The sequence below is a fragment of the Limosilactobacillus urinaemulieris genome (assembly GCF_932750685.1).
GTDB classification, from domain to species: Bacteria; Bacillota; Bacilli; order Lactobacillales; family Lactobacillaceae; genus Limosilactobacillus; species Limosilactobacillus urinaemulieris.
Window position 1 is genome coordinate 130,338 of the sequence record NZ_CAKOBX010000005.1, and the last position, 24,170, is coordinate 154,507.

General features: G+C 40.7%; 19 protein-coding genes, 2 tRNA genes and 1 pseudogene. 17 read left to right on the forward strand and 5 right to left on the reverse strand.

What is annotated here, in order from left to right:
• The 11 genes from MR181_RS05095 to tpx all read left to right on the forward strand — a co-directional run bounded on the left by MR181_RS05095 (nucleotide 1) and on the right by tpx (nucleotide 14,508).
• Nucleotides 1-831 carry a YidC/Oxa1 family membrane protein insertase gene (locus MR181_RS05095; RefSeq protein WP_098044946.1) on the forward strand — a complete coding sequence of 277 codons (831 nt, stop codon included), beginning with the start codon at nucleotides 1-3 and terminating at the stop codon, nucleotides 829-831.
• 177 nt (nucleotides 832-1,008) lie between these two features.
• Nucleotides 1,009-1,788: an RNA-binding cell elongation regulator Jag/EloR gene (gene jag / locus MR181_RS05100; protein ID WP_242335624.1), complete on the forward strand. Its 780-nt coding sequence runs from the start codon at nucleotides 1,009-1,011 to the stop codon at nucleotides 1,786-1,788.
• A gap of 187 nt (nucleotides 1,789-1,975) precedes the next feature.
• Complete coding sequence (gene mnmE / locus MR181_RS05105) at nucleotides 1,976-3,364, forward strand: tRNA uridine-5-carboxymethylaminomethyl(34) synthesis GTPase MnmE (protein WP_242335627.1); 1,389 nt, start codon at nucleotides 1,976-1,978, stop codon at nucleotides 3,362-3,364.
• Between the two features lie 10 nt (nucleotides 3,365-3,374).
• The gene (mnmG, locus tag MR181_RS05110; RefSeq protein WP_277956494.1) at nucleotides 3,375-5,273 is read left to right on the forward strand and encodes a tRNA uridine-5-carboxymethylaminomethyl(34) synthesis enzyme MnmG; all 1,899 of its coding nucleotides are present in this window, start codon (nucleotides 3,375-3,377) and stop codon (nucleotides 5,271-5,273) included.
• A 149-nt stretch (nucleotides 5,274-5,422) separates the two neighbouring features.
• Nucleotides 5,423-6,664 carry a carboxylate--amine ligase gene (locus tag MR181_RS05115; protein ID WP_191910944.1) on the forward strand — a complete coding sequence of 414 codons (1,242 nt, stop codon included), beginning with the start codon at nucleotides 5,423-5,425 and terminating at the stop codon, nucleotides 6,662-6,664.
• Between the two features lie 17 nt (nucleotides 6,665-6,681).
• Nucleotides 6,682-8,589: an asparagine synthase (glutamine-hydrolyzing) gene (gene asnB / locus MR181_RS05120; protein ID WP_242335630.1), complete on the forward strand. Its 1,908-nt coding sequence runs from the start codon at nucleotides 6,682-6,684 to the stop codon at nucleotides 8,587-8,589.
• A complete protein-coding gene (murE, locus tag MR181_RS05125) occupies nucleotides 8,590-10,128 on the forward strand; it encodes a UDP-N-acetylmuramyl-tripeptide synthetase (RefSeq protein ID WP_242335633.1) in 1,539 nt (512 codons plus the stop codon).
• Nucleotides 10,129-10,203: 75 nt separating this feature from the next.
• On the forward strand, nucleotides 10,204-10,809 hold the full coding sequence (gene lepB, locus MR181_RS05130) for a signal peptidase I (RefSeq protein ID WP_242335636.1): 606 nt from the start codon (nucleotides 10,204-10,206) through the stop codon (nucleotides 10,807-10,809).
• A gap of 219 nt (nucleotides 10,810-11,028) precedes the next feature.
• Complete coding sequence (locus MR181_RS05135) at nucleotides 11,029-12,033, forward strand: DUF1002 domain-containing protein (RefSeq protein ID WP_242335640.1); 1,005 nt, start codon at nucleotides 11,029-11,031, stop codon at nucleotides 12,031-12,033.
• Between the two features lie 548 nt (nucleotides 12,034-12,581).
• The gene (brnQ, locus tag MR181_RS05140; RefSeq protein WP_242335643.1) at nucleotides 12,582-13,949 is read left to right on the forward strand and encodes a branched-chain amino acid transport system II carrier protein; all 1,368 of its coding nucleotides are present in this window, start codon (nucleotides 12,582-12,584) and stop codon (nucleotides 13,947-13,949) included.
• Nucleotides 13,950-14,013: 64 nt separating this feature from the next.
• The gene (gene tpx, locus MR181_RS05145) at nucleotides 14,014-14,508 is read left to right on the forward strand and encodes a thiol peroxidase (protein ID WP_242335646.1); all 495 of its coding nucleotides are present in this window, start codon (nucleotides 14,014-14,016) and stop codon (nucleotides 14,506-14,508) included.
• 76 nt (nucleotides 14,509-14,584) lie between these two features.
• Here tpx and MR181_RS05150 read toward each other — a convergent pair whose 3' ends face one another.
• The gene (locus MR181_RS05150) at nucleotides 14,585-15,142 is read right to left on the reverse strand and encodes a PepSY domain-containing protein (RefSeq protein ID WP_242335650.1); all 558 of its coding nucleotides are present in this window, start codon (nucleotides 15,140-15,142) and stop codon (nucleotides 14,585-14,587) included.
• Between the two features lie 178 nt (nucleotides 15,143-15,320).
• Here MR181_RS05150 and MR181_RS05155 point away from each other — a divergent pair.
• The 3 genes from MR181_RS05155 to MR181_RS05165 all read left to right on the forward strand — a co-directional run bounded on the left by MR181_RS05155 (nucleotide 15,321) and on the right by MR181_RS05165 (nucleotide 16,370).
• Nucleotides 15,321-15,392: transfer RNA gene (locus tag MR181_RS05155), tRNA-Glu, on the forward strand.
• Between the two features lie 6 nt (nucleotides 15,393-15,398).
• Nucleotides 15,399-15,470 (forward strand) — tRNA-Gln (locus tag MR181_RS05160).
• 237 nt (nucleotides 15,471-15,707) lie between these two features.
• Entirely contained in the window at nucleotides 15,708-16,370 is a 663-nt protein-coding gene (locus MR181_RS05165; RefSeq protein WP_242335653.1) for an LPXTG cell wall anchor domain-containing protein, read from the forward strand.
• A 72-nt stretch (nucleotides 16,371-16,442) separates the two neighbouring features.
• Here MR181_RS05165 and MR181_RS05170 read toward each other — a convergent pair whose 3' ends face one another.
• Together MR181_RS05170 and MR181_RS05175 are read right to left on the reverse strand one after the other, a co-directional pair.
• Entirely contained in the window at nucleotides 16,443-17,465 is a 1,023-nt protein-coding gene (locus MR181_RS05170) for a cation diffusion facilitator family transporter (protein ID WP_242335656.1), read from the reverse strand.
• Nucleotides 17,466-17,520: 55 nt separating this feature from the next.
• Entirely contained in the window at nucleotides 17,521-18,681 is a 1,161-nt protein-coding gene (locus MR181_RS05175; protein ID WP_242335659.1) for a MalY/PatB family protein, read from the reverse strand.
• A 265-nt stretch (nucleotides 18,682-18,946) separates the two neighbouring features.
• Between MR181_RS05175 and MR181_RS05180 the strand changes: the two genes are divergently transcribed.
• On the forward strand, nucleotides 18,947-19,795 hold the full coding sequence (locus tag MR181_RS05180) for a DUF3737 family protein (RefSeq protein WP_242335662.1): 849 nt from the start codon (nucleotides 18,947-18,949) through the stop codon (nucleotides 19,793-19,795).
• A 112-nt stretch (nucleotides 19,796-19,907) separates the two neighbouring features.
• Nucleotides 19,908-20,828 (forward strand): L-lactate dehydrogenase, encoded by a 921-nt coding sequence (locus tag MR181_RS05185; protein ID WP_242335667.1) that lies wholly within the window; start codon nucleotides 19,908-19,910, stop codon nucleotides 20,826-20,828.
• 102 nt (nucleotides 20,829-20,930) lie between these two features.
• Here the strand turns inward: MR181_RS05185 and MR181_RS08860 are convergent.
• Nucleotides 20,931-22,136: pseudogene (locus MR181_RS08860) on the reverse strand (chloride channel protein).
• A 153-nt stretch (nucleotides 22,137-22,289) separates the two neighbouring features.
• Between MR181_RS08860 and rbsK the strand changes: the two are divergent.
• A complete protein-coding gene (rbsK, locus tag MR181_RS05200; protein WP_242335672.1) occupies nucleotides 22,290-23,219 on the forward strand; it encodes a ribokinase in 930 nt (309 codons plus the stop codon).
• Between the two features lie 37 nt (nucleotides 23,220-23,256).
• On the opposite strand, the gene MR181_RS05205 is transcribed toward rbsK, so the two are convergent.
• Nucleotides 23,257-24,123, reverse strand: coding sequence for an NAD(P)H-binding protein (locus MR181_RS05205; RefSeq protein WP_242335675.1), 867 nt, complete (start codon nucleotides 24,121-24,123; stop codon nucleotides 23,257-23,259).
• Nucleotides 24,124-24,170 lie beyond the last annotated feature (47 nt).

Consider the following 24,170-nt stretch of genomic DNA (forward strand, 5'->3'; position numbering starts at 1 on the left):
ATGAAAAAGGTAAAGCGTGTCCTAAGTCTTGCTGCAATTGGAAGTTTGACGCTTTTTCTTGCAGCTTGTTCAAATAAGCCAGTTACAAGTCACAGTACTGGTTTGTGGGATCACTACATAGTTTATAACTTCTCTCGGTTTATCATTTGGCTATCAAATAATTGTGGTGGCTATGGTATGGGGATCATTATTTTCACGATCATTATTCGGGTCCTCCTCTTGCCATTGATGTTCTACCAAACGAAGTCAATGCTGAAAACTCAGGAGTTAGCTCCTAAGTTGAAGGCAATTCAAAAGAAGTACTCATCACGGGATCGTGAATCCATGGTGAAGATGCAGGAAGAAACCAGTAAGCTTTATAAAGAAGCAGGAGTTAATCCTTGGGCTTCAATGTTGCCAATGATTATCCAATTGCCAATCATGTGGGCCCTTTATCAAGCTATCTGGCGGACACCAGAGTTACGGCATGGGACATTTCTGTGGCTCCAATTAGGACACACAGATCCCTATTACATTTTGCCAATTCTGGCGGCTCTATTTACTTTCTTAAGTTCATGGTTATCAATGGCTTCAATGCCTGAGCGAAATGCAATGACTTCCGCAATGACATGGTTTATGCCAATTATGGTATTCTTCATGGCATTAGGATTCTCTTCCGCAATTACTTTGTATTGGGTAGTTTCAAACGCCTTCCAGGTAGTTCAAACACTCTTATTGCAAAACCCATTTAAGATTCGCCGTGAACGAGAAGCTAAGGAAAAGCAGGCAAAGGCAAAGAAGCGCAAACTTGAAAAGGCTAAACGCCGTGCATACAGCAGTCGTCGGAAGTAGTATTTTCTACGATTAGACTCTCTAAGTTCGGAGATTACTAAGTATATTAGAGGCTGAGAAAAAACAAAACGTTTTTTCTCAGTCATTTTCTTTTTGGCGTAAATTAGAACCGATTTGTCGCGGCTTATGGTTCTGTTGTAAAATAAAACGAGTATTTATTTTGGGAGATGAAATTGAATGGGACGTTATACAGGAGAAACTGTTGAGGAAGCAGTTGCCTCTGCTAGTAAGAAACTTGGGGTAGCAGTAGATCAGTTAGAAATAAAAACTATCCAACAACCGCGTCATGGTTTCTTAGGAATTGGTCGTCGAGAAGCGATCGTTGAAGTATCTATTAAAAAGGCCCAAAAGAAAGATAAGAATAAAAAAAGTCACGGTTACCAAGAAGTAAACCAACAAACCAAGGTTCAGCAGCAACCAAAAACTTACCATAAATCAACACCAGACAATGAAGTTGATCCTGCTGAAATGAAGCGCCGCCATGAAGAAAACGTTAAGCGGGTGGAAAAAGTTAGTCAGGAGCTTGCGGATTACTTAAAGAACGTCTTTGCAAACTTGGGAATTGAAGTTAAACCAATTGTGAGCGATGTTCGTTCTCATGAGGTAAGAATTGATTTACAAAGTGAGCAGTCTGGACGAATTATCGGTCATCATGGTCGACGAATTAATGCAATGGAGCAGTTAAGTAACGCCTTTATGAATTATCATGGTGCAGAGAAGACAATGGTAATTTTAGATACAGCTAATTATCGGAAACGGCGTGAAGAATCATTGCACCAGCTGGCAGAACGTTCTGTAATGGAAGTTGTTTCAACTGGTCAGGCAGTCTTTTTGGATCCAATGCCTGCTCGAGAACGAAAACAGCTCCATCAAGAACTGCAGGAAAATGATCATGTTAAGACCTATTCTCATGGACGCGAGCCATACCGGAGCGTTGTAATTGCACCGAAAAATTAGGTTGCTTGCAGTCTTGTCAAAGGGTGAAATTTCTTATTTGACATTTTAATGTGATGAAATTAAAATAATTGCGGTTATACAATTTAAGATACTTGTTAAAGTAGTGAAAGTGCTTTGACCATGTGATTATCAGATTGACTGGTGAATAACGTGGGGGCACTTTTTTTATTAGAAAGGAGTCTGGACGGTGGCAAATACTGATAATGATACAATTGCAGCAATTTCGACCCCGGTTGGTGAAGGAGGGATCTCGATCATTCGGGTTAGTGGCGATGATGCGATCGCAGTTGCACAAAAGATCTATCGTGGCAAAGATCTGAATAAGGTACAGACTAATACCATCAATTATGGTCACATTATTGATCCCGATAATGGTGAAGAAGTTGATGAGGTAATGGTTTCAGTAATGCGAGCTCCTCACACATATACCTGTGAAGATGTAGTTGAAATTAATTGTCATGGTGGGTTGCTTGCGACTAACCGGATCCTTCAGTTGGTACTGAGCTACGGTGCACGAATGGCCGAACCAGGTGAATTTACTAAGCGGGCATTCTTAAATGGGCGGCTTGACTTATCGCAGTCAGAAGCCGTTATGGATTTAATTCGGGCAAAAACAGATAAATCAATGAAAGTTGCTTTAAATCAGCTTGACGGAAACCTTTCTCATTTAATTCGAAAGTTACGGAAAGATATCCTGGATGTTTTAGCTCAGGTAGAAGTTAACATTGATTATCCTGAATATGATGCTGTTGAGGAAATGACAACGAAAATGCTGAAAGAGAAGGCTACGGAAATTCGTCAACGGATTGAAGCGTTGCTGAAAACGGCAAAGCAGGGAAAAGTTCTTCGTGAAGGACTCGCCACCGCGATTATTGGCCGACCAAATGTTGGTAAGTCAAGCTTGCTAAATTCACTATTGCATGAAGATAAAGCAATTGTTACAAACGTTGCCGGGACAACCCGTGATGTAATTGAGGAATACGTTAATGTTGATGGGGTACCGTTGAAATTAATTGATACTGCGGGAATTCGTGACACTAAGGATCAGGTTGAAAAGATCGGGGTTGAACGAAGTCGAAAAGCCTTAGATGCTGCCGATTTGATTCTGTTACTAATTGATAATTCAGAAGAGTTAACTGCTGAGGATCGAGAACTTCTTGAAGCAACTAAAGACAAGCAACGGATTGTAATCTTGAATAAGACCGATTTGCCAAATAAGGTTGACCGAAATGAATTGAAGAAATTAGTTGGCAGCGATAAGTTAATCGAAACTTCAATTGTAAAGAACGAAGGGATGAACCAACTAGGGGAAACGATTAGTAAGATGTTCTTTGAGGAAGGAATTGAAAATAACCAAAATAGTGTAATGGTAACGAACGCCCGCCATATCGGATTATTACACCAGGCCGATGATGCCCTTGGTGATGTATTAAAGGGGATTGCGGCAGGGATGCCCGTTGATTTAGTCCAAATTGATATGACTCGTTGCTGGGATCTGCTTGGTGAGATTACCGGTGATAGTTACCAAGATGAATTACTGGATCAACTCTTTAGCCAGTTCTGTTTAGGAAAGTAGGAGGAAGAAAATGCAGACAAGTGAAGCAATTCAGTATGATAGCGACAACTATGATGTAATTGTTGTTGGGGCTGGTCATGCGGGAAGCGAGGCCGCTCTTGCCGCTGCCCGGATGGGAAATAAGACGCTTTTAGTCACCATTAACCTTGACATGGTCGCATTTATGCCATGTAATCCGTCAGTTGGGGGCCCAGCTAAGGGAATCGTGGTTCGGGAAATTGATGCTCTTGGTGGCGAAATGGGCCATAATATCGACAAGACTTACGTTCAAATGCGAATGCTCAATACGGGTAAAGGCCCTGCTGTGCGTGCATTACGGGCACAAGCTGATAAGCACGCATACCACCGCTCAATGAAGGAAACAATTGAAAAACAACCAAATTTGGACCTGCGCCAAGCAACCGTTGACCAGCTAATTGTTGAGGATGGCGTTTGTAAGGGGGTAATCACTAACACTGGTGCTCGTTCCCACGCTAAGACAGTTGTTCTAACCGTGGGAACTGCAGCCCGGGGGAAGATTATCATCGGTGAGCTCCAATACGAATCGGGACCAAATAATTCTAAGTCAGCAGTAAAACTTTCTGAAAACTTGGAATCATTAGGCTTTGATCTCGAACGATTTAAAACTGGAACACCGCCACGGATTAACGGAAATACGATTCACTATGACGAAACTGAGGAACAGCCTGGTGATAAGGCGGTTCACCACTTCAGTTTTGATACACCAGACGATCACTACTTGTCATTAAGTGAGCAAATTTCCTGCTGGTTAACATACACTAATCCGGGGACGCACAAATTAATTCGGGATAACCTTGATCGGGCACCGATGTTTTCTGGAGTAATTAAAGGCGTTGGTCCACGTTATTGTCCTTCAATTGAGGATAAAATTGTTCGATTTGCGGATAAGAGTCGTCACCAAATCTTCCTTGAACCAGAAGGCCGGGATACTGATGAATGGTATGTTGACGGATTATCAACTTCCATGCCAGAAGAAATTCAACAAAAGATTTTACATTCCGTTAAGGGACTTGAAGACGCCCAATTAATGCGTCCTGGATACGCAATTGAATATGATGTCGTTGCCCCATATCAACTTCACCCAACCCTAGAAACGAAGCTGGTTAAGAACCTTTATACAGCCGGACAGACTAACGGAACTTCAGGTTATGAAGAGGCTGCTGGCCAGGGCCTAATTGCCGGAATCAATGCTGGATTACGGGCCCTTGGCAAGAAGCCATTTGTCCTTAAGCGTTCAGATGCTTATATCGGAGTAATGATTGATGACTTAGTAACTAAGGGAACCAAGGAACCATATCGACTGTTAACTAGTCGGGCTGAATATCGCCTAATTCTTCGTCATGATAATGCCGATTTCCGTTTAATGGGCAAGGGTCACGAAATTGGTTTAGTAAGTGATGAACGTTATGCCAAGATGCAACAAAAAGAAGAGCAAGTTCAAAATGAAATTGCTCGGTTAAAGAATGAAAAGCTTAAGCCAAATAACGATGAAGTTAACCAATTCATTGAAGCACACGGCGATAATCGGTTGAAAGATGCAATTACAGCGGCTGACTTTATTAAACGTCCATATGTTGATTATGAAACGTTAATGAAGTTTATTCCGGCGCCAGCCAAAGAGCTTGATCGTCACGTGATTGAACAAGTAGAAATTCAATTAAAGTATGCCGGTTATATTAAGAAAGAAGAGGAAAAAGTTGCCCGGTTAAAGCGGATGGAAGCAAAGCGGATCCCTGCCAATATTGATTATGAAAAAATCGATGGTTTGGCAACTGAGGGACGGCAAAAACTTGAGAAGATTCGTCCAGAAACGCTTGCTCAGGCTTCACGAATTAGTGGGGTAAATCCAGCCGACCTAGCAATTTTAAGTGTTTATATTCGGAAATAAGATCATTTCCCGGGAAATTAAATTACAGAAGATAAAGTGAGACGGAGTTAAAGTTAAGTTTGACTTACGCCTCATTTTATTCCATTTACAAACATTCTGAGAATCGCTATACTGAAGATTGATTTAAAAAGCAAACGAGGCAAGTAGAGATGAGTGAAAAAGTTAATCAGACCCGCGAGGATTTTCAACCAATCCTTTTAGGGACAGATTTTAATTGTTACGGAATGGCGCGGTCATTCTATCAACAATATGGTATTAAGAGTATCGCCTATGGGGTAATGCATATGGCGCCAACCCGTTATACTAAGTTAGTGGACGTTCATGTTATTGAAGGTTTCAACGAAGATCCAGTTTTCATTGAAACAATGCGCAAGATTGCAGCTAACCTTGATCCAAAGAAGAAGTACCTGCTGCTTTCTTGTGGGGATGGTTATACTGAATTAATAGCTAAACACTTGGATGAGTTAAAGGAACACTTTATTTGTCCGTATGTTGATGCAGAATTGTTTAATAAGCTAGGAACGAAAGAAACCTTCTATGAAGCGGCTGAAAAGTACGGGTTGCCATACCCAAAGACAAAGATCATTACTAAAGAAGAAGTCGAATCTGGTAAGGCAATTGAATTACCATTTGATTTTCCAATTGCCCTAAAGCCTTCTGATAGTGTGGAATGGCTTGACGTTCAGTTTGAAGGACGAAAGAAAGCCTATGTTTTGGATAGTCGTGAACAGTTTGACGAATTGATGCCGAAGATTTACAAGGCAGGTTATACCGGGAAGATGATTGCGCAAGACTTTATTCCTGGTGATGACTCTAACATGCGGACTGTTAATGCCTACGTTGACTCTAACCATAATGTTCGGATGATTAGCCTTGCACACCCGTTGTTAGAAGATCCATCACCAGTTGCGGTGGGTAACTATATGGTGATTTTGCCAGAAAAAGACATGGCAATTTACAAGACAATTCAAAAATTCTTGGAAGAAGTAAAGTACGTTGGTTTTGCTGATTTTGATATGAAGTATGATCGGCGAGATAAGCAATTTAAGATTTTTGAAATCAACCTTCGTCAGGGACGGAGTAGTTATTACTGTACTTTAAATGGCTATAATCTGGCTAAATATGTGGTTGATGATGTAATTGATCATAAGCCGTTCACTGGTACCGATTATGCTGAAGGAAACAAGTTATGGTTAAATGCACCGAAGAAGGTTTTCTATCAGTACGCTAAAGAAAATGAATATAAAGAAAAAGCCAAGAAGTTACTGGAAGCAGGACAGTGGGGAACGACTGCCTTTGACAAGAATGATAGCTTAAAACAACGCTTGTTAATGCATTATTCTTTCTGGCTAATTAATAAAAATTATCAAAAATACTTTGTTCAACGCTAAGTAAAGGAGTATTTAATATGTGCGGAATTGTAGCATTCGTTGATAACGAAGATCCAAAGGTTAAAGATAGCCTAATTCGTAAAATGAAGAACCGGATTATTCACCGGGGACCTGACTCAGAGGGCCAATACGTAGATGAAAACGTTGCCCTTGGATTTCGGCGGTTAAGTTTTATTGACGTTAAGAGTGGTAATCAACCAATCTTTAACGAAGATAATAGTATGGCCATTGAATTTAATGGTGAAATTTATAACTTTAAGGAATTACGGGAAGAATTAATCGACTTAGGTCATACTTTCAAGACCCATGCAGATACCGAAGTAATTTTGCATGGTTATGAGCAATGGGGTGACGATGTCCTGAAACGGCTTCGGGGGATGTTTGCCTTCGTAATTTGGGACTTTAAAAACAAGGATATGTTTGGTGCCCGGGACCATTTTGGAATTAAACCGCTCTATTACGGAAAGATGAACGGGACTTTCTTTGTTGGTTCTGAAATTAAAGCATTTATTGATCACCCGCATTTTGACAAGAAACTAAACAAGAACGCTTTGAAGCCTTACATGACGTTCCAGTATTCAGCAACCCAGGAAACATTCTTCAAGGGAATTTACAAGTTGCCAGAGGGACACTGCTTCCACTATCAAGATGGTCAATTCAGTATGAAGGAATATTGGGATGCTGATTTTGATCCTAAAGATGAAGGCTTTGATAAGGCAGTTGATAACATTGAAGATATCGTAACGGATTCAGTTAAGGCTCACTCATTTGCTGATAAGGGGATCAAAGTTGGTTCATTCCTTTCAGCAGGGGTTGATTCTAGTTACGTTACTGCAATGATGCGACCAGATAATACATTCTCAATTGGTTTTGACAGTACCTACGATGAAACCAAGCAAGCGCGCGAGTTAGCTGCTAAGCTTAACCTAAAGAATACTGATGCTAAGCTGACAAATGAGGAAGCTTTCCATACATTCCCATTAATTCAGTACTACCTGGATGAACCTGATTCAAATCCATCAGTTATTCCGTTGTACTTCTTAACCCGTCTTGCCAAGGAAAATGGCTACAAGGCGATGCTTTCTGGTGAAGGGGCTGATGAATTATTTGCGGGTTACATTGACTATGGATTTAACTCTAATTCGATGCTGATCCGGTGGTTTACTGACAAGCTTCGTGAATTACCACAAGAAAAGCGGTACAAGATTGCAAAGTGGCTTGATGGCAAGCACTTCCACGGGCAGTTACACATGTTCCGGGCATTAGCGCCAGTTCGTGAATCCAAGTTTATTGGTCAAGCTTACATCTTCTCACCAGAAGAAGCTGCCGATGTTCTTCAAGAAAAATATAATTGCGGACCAACGATTGATGACATCATTGATCCAATTCTAAAGAACGTCGAAGACAAGGATATTGATGAAGTTGCCAAGAAACAATACCTTGATATTCACAAGTTCATGCCTGGCGATATTTGCTTGAAGGCGGATAAGATGAGTATGGCTAACTCGCTAGAACTTCGGGTGCCATTATTGGACCGTGAAGTAATGCGGGTTGCTGGTCATACACCAACCAAGTACCTCTTTAACCGCCACGGAACCAAGTGGGCATTCCGGATGGCCGCTAACCGTCACCTTCCAGAAGAATGGGCAACTCGGCCAAAGATGGGCTTCCCCGTTCCAGTTCGGGCATGGTTACGAGAAAAGAAGTACTACGAAGAAGTTCGTGAACTCTTTGAACAGGACTTTGTTAAGGAATTCTTTGATCAAGATAAAATTTTGAAGTTGCTTGATGATAACTTCAACGACAAGATTGATGGTCGACGGAAGATTTGGACTATTTACACCTTCTTGGTATGGTACAAGCAATACTTTATCGACGACTTTATCCCTGAAGAAGTTAAGAAGCTTGACGAGGTGGCTGAATAAATGCTCACACTAAAAGAAATCACTGATTTACTAAAAGAAAATGGTCTTTATAAGGAAATCATTATTGACGGTGACTGGTATTATACTGTGCCAGAAAAAGCGGCTCACGCTGAGATTACCGACCTATCCTATGACTCGCGGAAAGTCAGTGATGGCACCCTGTTTTTCTGTAAGGGGTTAAAATTCAATCCTGAATATTTAACAAGTGCCATTAAGGAAGGGGCAACTGCAGCGATCTCTGAGCTTGTTTATACTGACAAGTTAGATCAAGAAGCGCAATCAACGCCACAAATTATTGTTACTGATGTTCAAAAGGCAATGGCAGTCATTGCTCGTCATTTCTATGGTTGTCCTGATGAAAAGCTCGAATTAATCGGTTTCACGGGGACTAAGGGAAAGACCACTTCGGTTTACTTTACTCGTCATATCCTGGCTCATGAGTTTGGTCCAGTAGTAGGACAATTCTCATCTATTGATGAATGTGTAGATGGTAAAAACTTTATTGAAGCTCACCTGACCACACCAGAATCATTGGATCTTTTTCGGATGATGAAAGAAGCCGTTGATAACGGGATGAAATATTTGGCAATGGAAGTCTCTAGCCAAGCATATAAGAAATCTCGCGTTTATGGCCTTCACTTTAATATTGGTGTTTTCCTGAATATTTCTCCAGATCACATTAGTCCTGTAGAACACCCAACCTTTGATGATTATTTGTGGTGCAAGAGTCAGATTATCGTGAATAGCGATACTGTAATTTTGAATCGGGATATGGATTATTACGAGTTGCTAGCTCAAAAGGCTCACGAATTAGGGAAAAAGTTAATTACATTCGGTAGTGATAAAAGTGATGCGGACTATCGTTACCACGGCAAGGATCATGGTTACTTTGACGTATCAACGCATAATGATAACTTGCCCGAAGTTACTGGCGAATTCCGCGTTATGATTCCGGGACACTTTAACTACAGTAATGCGTTAGCTGCAATTACAGTGAGTGCACAACTTAAAGACGACACTAGTGACTTTGCTCAGGGCTTGAAGGAAACTAAAGTCCCGGGTCGAATGGAATTTTTGAAAAATAATGCTGGAATGGTTGCCTGCGTTGATTACGCTCATAATTACTTGAGCTTGTCCGAAAGCTTTAAGTTTATGAAGCATGAATATCCTAATGGCCGGTTGATCGTTGTGATCGGTGCTGCTGGTGGTAAAGCAGAATCACGCCGGAAAGATATTGGTCGGGCGCTTTCTGAATATGCTGATGTTGCAATTTTAACGAGCGAAGATAACTTCTTTGAAGATCCGCATCACATTGATGAAGCGATCAAGGAACATATTACTAACCCAAACGTTGAGGTAATTATCAATGTTGATCGGGTGGCAGCAATTAAGCAGGCGTTTGAGATGGCAAAGCCTGGCGATGCAATGTTTATGGCTGCTAAGGGCCGAGAACAATTCATGCACGAAAAGGGACGGGATATTCCTTATGTTGGTGATTACCAATTGTCACAAAAGCTAATGAAAGAGTATGATAAATAGTTGAGTATGATAATTACTTTTATGGTAAACTTTTCTTAGCTTGATAATGATTTTGAAATCGAGGGATAATAGGTAATGAAAGCATTTCGTCAAACGATGAGCTGGATAATTCCAATCGTAATTGGGTTGTTAATTGCCCTGCTGATCAAACAATTCTTATTCCAAATTGTGCGGGTTGATGGGCCATCGATGCAACCTAACTTACAAAATAATGAACGGGTTTTTTGCTTGAAAACCGCAAAGATCCATCGTGGGAGTGTCATTGTCTTTGATGCCAACGGAGTAGATCCACAAGTGGCTACGAAGACAGACTATGTTAAGCGGGTAATTGGTGTTCCTGGTGATACTGTTCGTTCCGCAAATGGTAATATTTATGTTAACGGACGAAAGGTTAACCAAAGTTACATTAATAATACTCAACGAACTTCTGGGACCGGAAATTGGACACTAAAGAGTATCTCAGTTCAAAATAACTGGTTACGAGATAGTGGTGCAACGAAGGTACCAAAGGGTCAATATTTTGTTCTTGGTGATCACCGAAGCGTTTCTAATGATGGGCGTTATTGGGGATTTGTACCAAAGAGTAAGATTGATGGTGTTGTTAAAGTACCTTCTTGGACCGGAACTGCCACAACTCGTTATAACGTTAACCAGGAGTGGAAACATTACTGGGCAAATTAAGGCGCAGTACCAACCTAGTTAAATTAGAAAAAGTAAAAATTCATAAACTGTTCTAAAGATTCTGGTTAAAGGCTAGAATTTTTAGAACAGTTTTTTTATCCTAATTGAAGTAAGAAAAGGGGATCGAATTAGCTTGCTTAGTTCATCGCCCTGCCTACTGTCTTTGAAATATTAAAGAGGGCGAGTTAATTCCTAGCTTCGCCTGATAGGAGAATAACAATGCGTTCAAGGAAATTATCAACAATTCTATTAACATCGACATTAACGATGGCCTTAGTAGCTACTCCTGTTTCTCAGGTTATCGTTCATGCGGATGATCAGGTAGCAACAAGTACTAGTTCTGCATCTTCCACCCAAACACATACATTGAATAAGTCATATGTTGTCTATGGAGCAGGAACTGCAGATAAGGATGAGCTGAGTAATATTCTGGGCGTTAACAGTGATTTCACAACGCTTACGGCTACCGCTAGTGATTACCAAAAGTATATTAACGCTAACGATTCGACAACTAACGCAGCAATGGTCAGTTCAGTATCAATTGTGCCGACCGATCCAGGATCTGGGGTAAAAGTGAACGTTAAGAAGTTTAATGGTCAGAGCAACATTACCAAGGTGACGGCCCAGCAGTATGCAATGGTAGCGCAAATGGCCGGGGTAACGGATGTGACAATTACGGTCTCGGCTAATCGTCCGGTATCTGGAGAATCGGCGCTTACGGGAGTATACAAGGCGCTGAGTGAGGATGGAATTAACCTAAATAATCAAAATACCCAATCAGCTAACCAAATGCTAAGCGCCACTAATGATGCAATCAACGCCAACAAGGGCGATAGTAGTTATCCAGGAAAGTTAATGGCTGCTGTCGGTGATACAACTAAACAAATTAATAAGCAAAAGCGACAAGGAGAACAACCAACTCAGGTTCAGATTGAAAACATCCTAAACCAAAACCTAAAGAAGCAAAATATTTATAACGAAACCAAGAACCATACGACCACGATTATTAATGCGTTGGTTCAATTTAATAACGCGCCAATCAGTTCAAGCAAGGATTATAGTTCTCACGTTACTGATACGATCAATAATGTTAAGAACTCCACGGGCGATATGATGAATAAGGCAAAGCAGTTCTTAAATTCAAAGGATGGTAAAGCTGCTCAGCAACAGGCCCAGTCCTGGTGGGATCGCTTTGTGAACTGGATCCAAGGATTTTTCAACTAAAGGATTGACGAACGGGAACGGCTTCTGTATATTAATAACCGGTAGTTAACGGTTAGAAACACAGTGAGTAGGAGAGTAACCTTTTACTAGTCAGTATTAGCGACCCTGAACGAGTGTAAGCAGGGATGACTAGTTTTAGGTGAAGGTAACCTATGAGTGGCCAGGGCGACGAAATGAAGTCTTGATCGGGAGCGCCCGTTACAGCGTCAGCGTATCTATGTACGGAATGAGACATTATTAGTGATAATAATTGTAAATTAAAGGTGGTAACACGCTCTGGCGAGGGCGGGGAAAAACGTTAAGTTTTTTCCCGCCCTCTATATATACTTATTAATCTCCGAACTTAGAGAGTCTAATCGCGGGAATTAACTGAGGGACTCGAGCCTAACGCAGCGAAGCAAGCCTATTCGGCTACGAACGACTCTGATGATTTCATCATCATTCATCGTTCTAGGTTAGTCAACCGTCCCTCCGAGAAAGTTAATTCCCAGCTTCGCTTTTTTCAATCGTTAATGATTAAGAGTGATTCATTTTTGGGGGAATAAAAATTGACAGAGACGAAGATCACGGAGCGACAAACAATTGTAATTGCCTCCCTAATTTTTGGTGTTTTATTTGGTGCAGGGAACCTAATATTTCCGGTTCATTTAGGTCAATTAGCGGGGGCTCACTGGTTAGGTGCGAGTAGTGGCTTCCTAATTTCTGGCGTCCTGTTACCGTTAATGGCGTTATTGGCGATTAGCATTACCCGCTCTAATGGTATCTATGACCTGGCACGACCTAATGGACACTACTATGCATTAACCTTTCTTATTTTGGTTCAGGCTACTCTAGGGCCGCTATTTGCAATGCCCCGGACTGCTACCGTTCCGTACACAATTGGTTTTGCCCCGCATCTTTCTGCAAGTGGTAATGTTGTTGGATTATTGATTTATACGGGGCTCTTTTTCGCAATTGTTTTTGGCTTGACCGTTACTGAAGCTAAAATTACGGATTTGATTGGGAAAATTCTTAACCCGATTTTTTTAGTTCTTTTGTTTATTATCTTCTTCCTTGCTTTCATCAGCCCGATGGGAAGCACTTGGACGACACCAGTTACGGCAGATTATTCGATTCATGCATTCTCAAGCGGCTTCCTCCAAGGGTATAACACCATGGATATTTTAGGATGCCTTGCATTTGGGATTGCAATAATTAGCGCAATTAAGGAATTAGGGATTGCGGATACGAAGAAAATTTCATGGATCACAGCCAAAAGCGGGACAATTGGAATTATGGGGATTGCCGTAATCTATATCTGTCTAATTTGGCTTGGAGCATCTAGTCTTCACCAGTTTAAGGTTGCTGATAATGGGGGAACGACACTTGCGCAAATTGCTCACTATTATATGGGCTTTGTCGGGGATGCGCTATTGGCGACCTTAACCTCCGTAACTTGTCTAACGACGGCAATGGGACTCGCCGCTGCTTTTTCAGAGGACCTTCACCGGTTATTTCCGCGGGTTTCATACAAGGCGTTCTTACTGCTTAATTGCCTTTTTTCGTTTCTAGTAGCTAACTTAGGGCTAGATAAGATTATTGCCTGGTCTGCTCCGGTATTGGTTTTCCTTTATCCCTTGGCAATTACGCTAACGATTTTGGGAATAACATCACCGCTATTTAAGACTGCCCCAATCGTTTACCGAGTTACGACAGGGTTAACTTTTATTCCAGCTGTTTTTGATTTGGTAAATAATTTACCAGCAGGATTGAAAAAGACACCAATTGCTCAAGCAATGATTGCATTTGCTCATCAGTATTTTCCGTTATTTTCACAGGGTTTCTCGTGGATTCCATTTGCTATTATTGGATTTATCATTGGAATTGGAATTTGCTTAGTCCGAAAGCGGCAGGAAAAAATTAAAGAGCTAAAATAAATGAATCTTTAGCTAAATTTAGTTATACTTAGTTCAACTAACAGAAGTAAGGAGTAGATGAAAAATGGAAATCACAATTAATGGTGAACCGCGACAACTAGTTGGTAATCCGCCAGAAGTTGGCGATGAGTTTCCACACTTTAAGGTTTTTGATAAGAATCATGACAAGATCAAGACTCGGCAATTACTTGGGAAGGTAACGTTATTAAGTGTTGTTCCTAACATCAATACTCCAGTATGTAGTATCCAGACAAAGAAGTTCAATTCAACGATGGATCAATTCCCGGATGTTAACTTCTTAACGATCTCAACCAATACCATTGAAGAACAACAAAAGTGGTGTGCTGCTGAGGGTGTGCAAAATATGCAGCTGGTATCTGACAGGGAGGAATCCTTTGGTTACGAATCTAAGTTGCTGATCCCGGATGAAGGGGTCCTGGCTCGTTCAGTTTGGATCCTGGATAAGGATGGCAAAGTAGTATACCGGCAAATTGTCAAAGAGTTGACTGATGAGCCCGATTACGATCAGGCATTAGCAGAGCTGAAGAAGTTATTATAAAAAAGATCCCCAAAAGGCAATCTCCAATTGGTAGTTAACCGATCTGAGATTGCCTTTTTATTCTTTAAACAAATTTTTAGTCATCAGTTTCGACGCTAATTACTTTCTTGTTTTGAGCATTAACCTTAACCTCAGTTGACTTCTGACCGTTTACGACTTCAACGTCCCATACTGGGGTGCCGTTGTCGTTTTCAAGAGTCCAGGATTGCCCTTGTCCTTTTTTAGCGGCCTTTTCAGCGATCTTATTGGCTTGCTTCCGACTAATGGCCTTATCTAAATCAAGATTAGTCTTTTGCTCACCGTTTTCTAACGTCTCTGACTTGGTATTGGTAACCTTACCAGACTTTGCGTCAATATCAGCTGAATATTCTTTTTGATTATCCGCACCAGAAATTTCGTAAACGAACTTGTTTCCTTTGGTTTCTAATTGAATTTCATCAACCTCAACGTTCTTAAATTGCTTGTGGAACTTTTTCACAGCATCCTTTTCGTTAAGTTTAATTTTACTGGTTGAGACGGTAGCGGCAGAGACAGTTGTGTTTGTGACGAGAGCGATACCACCTAAAGAACTGGCGGTTAAGACAGTAACTGCTAGCAAATGAGTGAGTTGCTTCTTAAATGATTGTTTTTTCATAATAACCTCCTAGTTAAATGTTATTTTCGATTAACCTAAGAATACCTCATAAAAATGAAGATTATTATGTGGCAATTCTTGCTTATTTCTTAAGTTAGTTGAAAAGCAAATAAATTTAAAAAGATGCTTGTAATTTAGAGAAAGACTTGATATTATTATTTGTGCTGTGTTATAGTATGACCCGTTAGTCAAGTGGTTAAGACACCAGCCTTTCACGCTGGTATCGTGGGTTCAAATCCCGCACGGGTCACTTTATTGGGCTATAGCCAAGCGGTAAGGCAACGGTTTTTGGTACCGTCATGCGCTGGTTCGAATCCAGCTAGCCCAATACAGTAGACACCTGCTAAGTCGTTATGATTTAGCAGGTGTCTTTTTTGTTTCAAAGATGAATTTAGATAATAATTATATTAAAATTAAGCTAGATGCATCCATTGGTTATTAGGTAATTCTTAAACACGCTAGTATATCGGTTGTTCCTGATAACCCTGGACAACCAGCAAATCCAGGAAGCCCGGTTTTCCCAAACACAGTTGCTTTATATGCAGCGTCAAAGGCCAAATCACAAGTGGTTGCTGAACAGCCGACGATTTACTACGCAATTGTTCAGCACGGTAAAATTTTGGCACAAGATTTAGACGAACAACAAGCTAAGTCAAAGCTATTTGACGTGGTTTCACCAACGATTCCGGGGTACCGGTTGGTTGATGACAAGCAGAAGCTAATCGATCAAATGCTGGTCGATGCTAAGTCCAATAAACACACTACGATCACTGTTTACTACACTAAGAATAGCAGTACACCAGCACAGCCGATAACGCCAACGACATCAGAGCAACCAAGTACGCCAACGGAGAAGCCAACAACTCCTCAGCAACCAACAACACCAGTTGCTCCAGAAACTCCTACTTCCCCGACTACTCCTGGAGAGACCCCAGCTCCTGATCCAGGAACTAATGAAACTCCAGAAGGACCAACGGACGGTGTTAAGGTAATTCCTGGAACTCCCGGTGAACAGGTTGTCCCTGACAAGCAGGTTAATAATCAGTTATTAGTTAATAAAACAAGCTGGCCTGTACAAAGCCAGGACAAGGGAGTGACTAATACTCCAACAACGCAAAGTCAATTGCCACAGACAGGTAATCAGCGTCATACAGGCTTGATCGGGCTTGCTGTCCTTGGAGTATTGTTCAGCTGGCTAGGATTCAAAGGGAAACGAGACAATTTCTAAAGATTATATTGATAACAAAAAATGAGGTTCAATTTTGAACCTCATTTTTTGTTTCATATGAAACATCACAAATTAGAAGTGCCCCTTAACGTCCTTATCAGAGAATGTTCCGGGAGCGGGAATAAAGGAAATATCAGTATCAACGATTCCAAATTTCTTTCGCAGAGTTCGTTCAATCTTTTCAGAAAGCTGATAACTTTCCAAGATGGTCATTTTGGCATCAACCAAAACAGTGGCATCGAGGGAAACGACATTCCCGTTATAGTGAGCCTTTAGTTCAGCGACGTTTTTCACTTTTTTGACCTTCAAAATTGCTTGCTTATATTCCCGCTCGGCTTTTGGATCAAAATAATCGACCAAGTTTAAGCTCGTCTGGAAGAAAATTTTTAATCCAGAGTAGAGGATAAAGAAGCCAACGATAATACTGGTAACCCCATCAAGCCATGCCAAATCAAAGAGGAGGGCCCCAGCGATCGCAACCATGGTTCCAATACTAGTAAAGGCATCGGCAAGACTATCTTGAGCCGAAGCTAGGAGGGCAGCGTTTTGTAGTCGTTGTCCCGCTTTACGGTTCATGTACCAGACGACAAGCATGATCACCGAAGCAATTCCGGCCCCAATAAGGGCAACTGGTTGAGGGACCACTCGGCTAGCAGGATTTAACAGAGCTTTGATTCCGTCAAGAATAACATCAAATGCAATCACAACCATGATAACAGCGGTTACTAGGGAAAAGACAGTTTCATATCGCCAGCGAATAAACTGCATCCGTTGATCGCCACCAAGAATACTTTCATTTTCGTCCGGCATTTCCACACCAGCAATATCATCATCGTCAATGTCTTGTGCAATATGAAGTCCCATCATTAAGAGAAATGTTGAGATAATTCCAGATAAGTTGTTAAATGCATCGGCCCGTAAAGTTTGCGACTTACTGATTTCAGCTAACCAATATTCAATAATTGAAATTGAAACATAGGCAATTAAGTTGTAAATCAGGTGACGCTGTGATGCACGAATCTTTGCTAACTCGTTTGCTTGATTATGTTCCCAAAGATCCATTTCACGATTAATATGCTTTTTTAGCTTACTCAAACTTAGATACTCCCTAAAATATGATTAACTTCTATCATAACGCTAATCCAAGAAGTTAGTTTTTTATTGCCTTAGCTAACCGGCTTAATCCATCCCTAACTTGGGCAAGCGGGTAGGCAATGTTGATCCGGATAAATTCGTTGCCGTTACCATGATAGTAAGTTCCTGGATTAATAATTAAGCCAGTTTCTTGACGGATCTTTTGTGCAAGGGCATTGCTATCATTGGTGACTTCACTAACATCAATCCAGACAAGGTAGGTAGCTGTACCAGGAACAACGTGAAGCTGTGGCAAGTTATCACTAATAAACTGTTCTAAATATTCTCGGTTACCTAGCAAGTACTTCTTAAGCTGGTGAAGCCAATCAGCACCCTGAGTATAAGCAGCAATGGTACCAGGGATTGCAAGAAGGTTCGGTTCAGCAACTTCATACTTATTAATTGCCCGGGTAAAGCGTTCGCGCAGGATCGGATTAGCAACGATTCCTGTTGCGGCGTGAAGGGCAGCAACGTTAAATGTTTTACTTGTTGAAACTAAGGTAACTAGGTTTTGACGATATTCTTCAGGAAGAGAGAAAGTCGGTGTATAATCAGGGCCCTTTAAGACTAAATCACCATGAATTTCATCGCTAATAACAACTACACCGTGTTTTTGTGCTAATTTGATAATCCGCATTAGCTCATCACGAGTCCAAACATAACCGGTTGGGTTGTGCGGGTTACAGAGAATCATCAAGGTTGTTAACGGATTGCTCATCTTTTCTTCGAGGTCATCCCAGTCAACGGAATAAGTATAGGTAGAACGATCATACTTTAATTGACTTGCTAGGGCGTGACGACCGCTATTTAGGATTGAATTATAGAAGGTATTGTAGACCGGTTCCATCAGGAGAACATTATCACCCGTATGGCTTAGATGATTAACGCTAGCAGTAATCGAAGGAATTACCCCCGTAGCAAAACGCATCCAGGAAGGCTGTGCATCTGCATTATGTTCAGTCTTATACCAGTGAGCAACGGCGTCAAAATATTCTTGGCTAGGGTATTCATAGCCAAAAGCACCGGCATTAATTTTATCCTTCATTGCCTGCATGATTTCAGGAGCCGTTTTAAAGTCCATATCAGCAGTTGTCATTGGTAATTCGCCTGGCTTAACATCCCATTTCTCTGAATTAGTATGCTGGCGATCAAGAATTGTGTCAAAATCGTACTTCATAATTATCATTCCTTTATCTATCCTTAAACTAAAATTGCTTCATCCTTGATTGTACATCAATTTATATTGACGCCCTAGGTAATGCTTCTCGACAATTAGTTATTCAAGAACCGAATATAACGTAATTAGGTATAAGTATTTTTACTTTTAATTAGTTAGTGCTATTTTAAAATAAGGATATTAATTGCACTAATTAATATTATAGGATTATTCTTAGTTAGTGGAGATCTTGATAAGAAGAGGATCACAAAGGGGAATAACTAACATGCAAGAAATTAAAGACGACTATTATGATGGTGAACGACCACTCTACGGGATTCACGACACAAAGTTAATTAACACCACATTTGGGAAGGGTGAATCACCCCTAAAGGAGACAGCTAATTTAACATTAGATGGTGTTCTTTTCACTTGGAAGTATCCACTTTGGTATTCTGATCACATTAAAGTAACGGACACAATTTTTGAAGAGATGTCGCGTTCCGGAATTTGGTATACCAATGACATTGAGATTACTAACAGCACTATTCAAGCCCCAAAGGAATTTCGACGGTGTGATGGAATTAACCTTGATAACGTTCATTTCTCTGACGCTGAAGAGACGATGTGGAGCTGTAAGAACATTAAAATGCATGATGTGTATGCCAATGGAGATTATCTAGGGATGAACAGTGAGAACATCTATGTTGATCACCTTGATCTAGTGGGTAACTATGTTTTTGATGGCGCTAAGAACGTTGAGGTTCATAATTCACGGTTAGTTTCAAAGGATGCTTTTTGGAATTGCGAAAATGTTACCATTTATGACTCGAAGATTAGCGGTGAATACCTTGCTTGGAATACCAAGAACATCACTTTTATTAACTGTACGATTGAGAGCGATCAAGGGCTATGTTACGTTGATCATTTGACGATGAAGAACTGCCGGACACTCCGAACAGATCTGGCTTTTGAACTGTGCAGCAATATTGATGTAGAAATTAAGGGATCAATCATGAGCATCAAGAACCCAATCAGTGGTCAAATTAAGGTTGATCACGTTGATGAAATTATTATGGATGATCCGAAGATTGATCAAAGTAAGATTAAAATTACCCAAACCGATCAGGATTAGGCGCCTAATATAATTTGGTCTAGTGATTTTAAATGATTTGAATTATTAAAGGTGGTATCATTAATATAAGTTAATTTTAATCTTATTTTAATGTGTGAAGGGAGTTTTCCGAATGTCACGAAAAGTTGCCGTTATTGGGATGGGGCACGTTGGTTCAACGGTTGCCCACTACATTGTTGCTAACGGATTTGCTGATGACTTGGTATTAATTGATTCCAACGAGGATAAGGTAAATGCCGATGCCCTTGATCTAAAGGACGCAATGCCTAACCTGCCTTATCATACCAATATTGTGGTTAATGATTATTCGGCGTTAAAGGATGCTGAAGTAGTCGTTTCAGCAGTGGGGAATATCAAGCTTCAGGATCAGCCACAGGCCGACCGGTTTGTCGAATTGCCATTTACGCGGGACGCAGTTAAGGATGTTGCTCCAAAGATTAAGGCAAGTGGCTTTTCTGGAAAGCTCGTTGTAATCTCAAACCCAGTTGATGTGATTACATCCTTATACCAAAAACTGACGGGACTGCCAAAGAATCAAGTTATCGGAACAGGAACGTTACTTGACTCTGCCCGGATGAAGCGGGTCGTTGCGGATAAATTTAATGTCGATCCGCGTTCTGTTAGTGGGTATAATCTTGGTGAACACGGGAACTCACAATTTACCGCTTGGTCAACCGTTCGGGTCCTTGATCAGCCAATTACTAAACTTGCGGCAGAACGGAACATTGATTTACCGGAATTGGATAAGGAATCTAAGCTTGGTGGCTGGTATGTATTCAAGGGAAAGAAGTACACTAGCTATGGAGTTGCTACGGCCGCAGTACGGTTAGTTAATGTTATTTTAAGTGATGCACGGACTGAACTTCCTGTATCGAATTTCCGTGAAGAATACGGTGTTTACCTTTCTTACCCTGCAATTGTCGGTCGGCAAGGGATCGTTGAACAAAGTCAATTAGACTTGACCGAAGAAGAATTGCAAAAGTTACAGAACTCTGCTAATTTCATTAAGCAAAAATACAATGAAAGCTTATAAGAGATCAGCCTCTTGTAAAGTGGGTACCTTTAATTAGCAGCTAAAATTAAGAATCCTCCCTAATCTTTGTTTGAAAGAAGAATAGGGAGGATTTATTAATTTTTAAGAGTTGGGGAGAAATTTTTTAACTAACCAATTAGTAGCGATTGAAACAGTAATTATTACCGGAGTTAATTCAATGGGGACTAGGAGAATCAAAAGGATACTAGTTAGCAGGGGTTTCCCCAGGATAACGGTGAGACTGGCAGCTAAGACAATGACAGCATTAACGCGAACATCGCCGGGAAGTACTAGTGCACATGCACAACCGATGGCTAAACTTGAAAAAATTGCCGGGAAAATAGTTCCACCACGCCAGCCCATCGCAAAACCAAGGTTAGTAACAACTGCTTTAACAAAAGCAATCGACAGTAAGAAAGGAACAGATAAAGTTAATGCTTCATGACTAAAAGGAACAATTCTAAATTCACCCGAAAAAAGGATATCATTACTTAGTAAAGAGCAAGTTGCTAGAATTAAGCCAAAGATACCTCCTTGCCAAACTTTGCTTAGTTTAACGTTAATGATCAATGCTGACCAATTTTCAAGCCGGATAAATAACCAACCAAAGGCAATCCCGACAATCATTATCGGAATAGCAGTAAGCAGGTTTTCCCATTGCCAGTTAATTGTGTGGTGGTGAATGCCGAAGACCCCCTCTTCAGGAAATAGTTTGAAGACAATGGCAGCTCCCAGAATGCCAATAATGACAAGAAAAGATACTATTAGATTTTTTTGCTTTTTACTTCGAAATAATTGACTAAAAAGTGGCGCTGATTCTAGTTGATGGCGATTAAGCCGATCTTGCCAGATATTATTTTCTTGACCATTGTGGTGGCAAAAGATCGACCACCTTAACCGGTCACCAAGTCAATTAATCATACTGCTAGTTAGTACAGTGGTGGAGGCCTCTGGACCGACACTTCCACCAGCGCCAAGAACAAGTAATCCTAAAGTGAATGACTTCCACCAATTGTGATAGTCTAACTTGTCCCGCATTCGGACCTTGGTAAGAACTTCCTCAATTGTTAACGGATAATTGCCTAATTTATGACTAAGAAAGCCGATTAGGAAGCCAAATGGTAAACAAATAATAAATGGGTACCAGGTTTTAAATTCGGTTGGAGAACTAAAAAATTCATTCCAAATAATGTTAATGACCCAGTTTACCAAGTTTAAATATCCCGCTGTTAGGATCCCGATTATTAAACTCCAGATAATGGCATATATTCCAATATTGATTTTCCAATATTCTAGTTTGAATTTCATAGTAGCTCCTTAATTAGTAATGAAAAATCTATTAGTTTAACTTCTACTATATCTTAATAGCTGATTTTAAGGAAGTTAGAGTCAACTGGTTGTGGAGTAATTGCTGGAATTCGTATAATAATAGTAATTAGATCTAGGAAAGAAGTGGGAAAAATGGTAAATCGGGTAATGATTCTTGGTAGTATTAACGTTGATTCAATCTATCAAGTAACGCGGTTCCCTCAACCAGGAGAAACAGTTGCGGTCAAGCAGAAAAGCTATGCACCGGGTGGTAAGGGCGCCAATCAAGCTGTTGCAGCAGCTCGCTCTGGAGCGAAAGTTTCGTTTATTGGTGCGGTTGGTGCCGATAATGATGGACAGGAAATGGTCAAAACATTAGCAGAAAATAACGTGGACACGAGTAAGATTGCTGTTGATCCGGATAATGGAACTGGCAGTGCGGTAATCACGGTCGATGAAAATGGCCAGAACGATATTATGGTTTATGGGGGTGCTAATCAGGCAATGACTACGGTCCAGCTTAGTGATTTGGAGCAGGAATTAGTCGGTACCGACTTTATTGTTGCCCAACTGGAAACACCACAAGAAGTCACGCTAGCTGCTTTCAAGCTTGCCAGGCAGCAAAATGTAATAACAATTCTTAATCCAGCTCCCGCAACAGACTTGCTTCCGGAATTGCTGGAGTATACCGACATTATTATTCCGAATGAAACTGAAAGTTCCTTATTAACGGGAATTTCGGTTAATGATGAACCATCAATGCTTCAGAATGCAAAGTTCTTTAAGTCACAGGGGGTAAAAAACACAATTATTACCTTAGGCGAGCAAGGCGTTTTTTACGTAACGGTAGATGGTCACCATGGATTAGTTCCGGCATTTAAAGTAAATCCAGTTGATACCACAGCAGCGGGTGATACGTTTATCGGTGCACTTAGCTCACAGTTAAGTCCTAACCTGGGAAACTTTGAGTCGGCAATAACGTACGCCCAGCGAGCTTCCAGTTTAGCTGTACAGGGGATGGGCGCAATGCCATCGATTCCGCTTGCTGAGGAAGTTGAGAAAGCATTAGGATCGCAAAAATAAAGTCTGAGGGAAGTTGAAGTCCCACAGACTTTGTTTTTTAATGATTCGATTGATAATTACTTATTAAAAAGTTTTTCATATTTTGGGGCTCATGTCCCGTAATATGTTGGAAATCATTAGTAATATCATTCATCAATCCCATTGCCGCTGCTTTATACATGGAAGCTAGTTCATCACCATCGCCCTCAGAACGGTAAAGATCAGCAAACTTGCTAATTGATACTGGGTTGTAACCGATTTTGTTACCAGTTGCGGTAGTCATAATCTGACTTAGTTCAACCATATTGTAATTTTGTTTCATCGTTAAAAGGTAATTTTGTCCATGATTATAGAGATACGGTTTTACAGCAACATTTGCAATTGCTTCAGCACTATCTTGACGACTGATAAAGCTCATTGCTTGATCACCAATTGGGTAAATAATATTTTGGCGTTTAATGAGTTCGGGAAGATAGGGAATTAGTGGATCAGCATAGAGAGAATTCTTGATAACTGCATACTGGAGTCCGGTACTAGCTAAGCGGGCTGGAAGGTAGGCATAGTAACCAGCCATCTGAAATGGATTATTCGCTTGGTCGGCGATGAAACTAACATCTATAATCGTTGATATGCCAGCTTCTTTTACCGCCGTAAGGGTGTTTTCAAATTCATTAATTCGTGTTTGAACCTTGTAAGTAAGACTAGGGATGTAGATTAAAACATCAATATTCTGAAATGCGTGGTTCATTGTTGCGGTGTTCCGATAGTCGATTGTTGCAAGTTCGTACCCTGTTCTTTTGAAATCAGTTGCTTTTGCGGGAGTGTGGACACCTAAGCGGATATTGTTGATAGGGACCTGCTTACTAAGTTCTTGGACAACAAGACGACCGAGATGGCCAGTAGCACCGGTAATTAAATACTTCATTATAATCATCCTTTCTGAAGCAATTGTAACTTTTAAAGTTACGAAAA

What these genes read in the sequence shown, in the direction of transcription:
- MR181_RS05095 (WP_098044946.1), top strand. Translation starts at nt 1, where the DNA reads ATGAAAAAGGTAAAGCGTGTCCTAAGTCTTGCTGCAATTGGAAGTTTG.
- jag (WP_242335624.1), top strand. Translation starts at nt 1,009, where the DNA reads ATGGGACGTTATACAGGAGAAACTGTTGAGGAAGCAGTTGCCTCTGCT.
- mnmG (WP_277956494.1), top strand. Translation starts at nt 3,375, where the DNA reads ATGCAGACAAGTGAAGCAATTCAGTATGATAGCGACAACTATGATGTA.
- MR181_RS05115 (WP_191910944.1), top strand. Translation starts at nt 5,423, where the DNA reads ATGAGTGAAAAAGTTAATCAGACCCGCGAGGATTTTCAACCAATCCTT.
- asnB (WP_242335630.1), top strand. Translation starts at nt 6,682, where the DNA reads ATGTGCGGAATTGTAGCATTCGTTGATAACGAAGATCCAAAGGTTAAA.
- murE (WP_242335633.1), top strand. Translation starts at nt 8,590, where the DNA reads ATGCTCACACTAAAAGAAATCACTGATTTACTAAAAGAAAATGGTCTT.
- lepB (WP_242335636.1), top strand. Translation starts at nt 10,204, where the DNA reads ATGAAAGCATTTCGTCAAACGATGAGCTGGATAATTCCAATCGTAATT.
- MR181_RS05135 (WP_242335640.1), top strand. Translation starts at nt 11,029, where the DNA reads ATGCGTTCAAGGAAATTATCAACAATTCTATTAACATCGACATTAACG.
- tpx (WP_242335646.1), top strand. Translation starts at nt 14,014, where the DNA reads ATGGAAATCACAATTAATGGTGAACCGCGACAACTAGTTGGTAATCCG.
- MR181_RS05150 (WP_242335650.1), bottom strand. Translation starts at nt 15,142, where the DNA reads ATGAAAAAACAATCATTTAAGAAGCAACTCACTCATTTGCTAGCAGTT.
- MR181_RS05175 (WP_242335659.1), bottom strand. Translation starts at nt 18,681, where the DNA reads ATGAAGTACGATTTTGACACAATTCTTGATCGCCAGCATACTAATTCA.
- MR181_RS05180 (WP_242335662.1), top strand. Translation starts at nt 18,947, where the DNA reads ATGCAAGAAATTAAAGACGACTATTATGATGGTGAACGACCACTCTAC.
- MR181_RS05185 (WP_242335667.1), top strand. Translation starts at nt 19,908, where the DNA reads ATGTCACGAAAAGTTGCCGTTATTGGGATGGGGCACGTTGGTTCAACG.
- rbsK (WP_242335672.1), top strand. Translation starts at nt 22,290, where the DNA reads ATGGTAAATCGGGTAATGATTCTTGGTAGTATTAACGTTGATTCAATC.
- MR181_RS05205 (WP_242335675.1), bottom strand. Translation starts at nt 24,123, where the DNA reads ATGAAGTATTTAATTACCGGTGCTACTGGCCATCTCGGTCGTCTTGTT.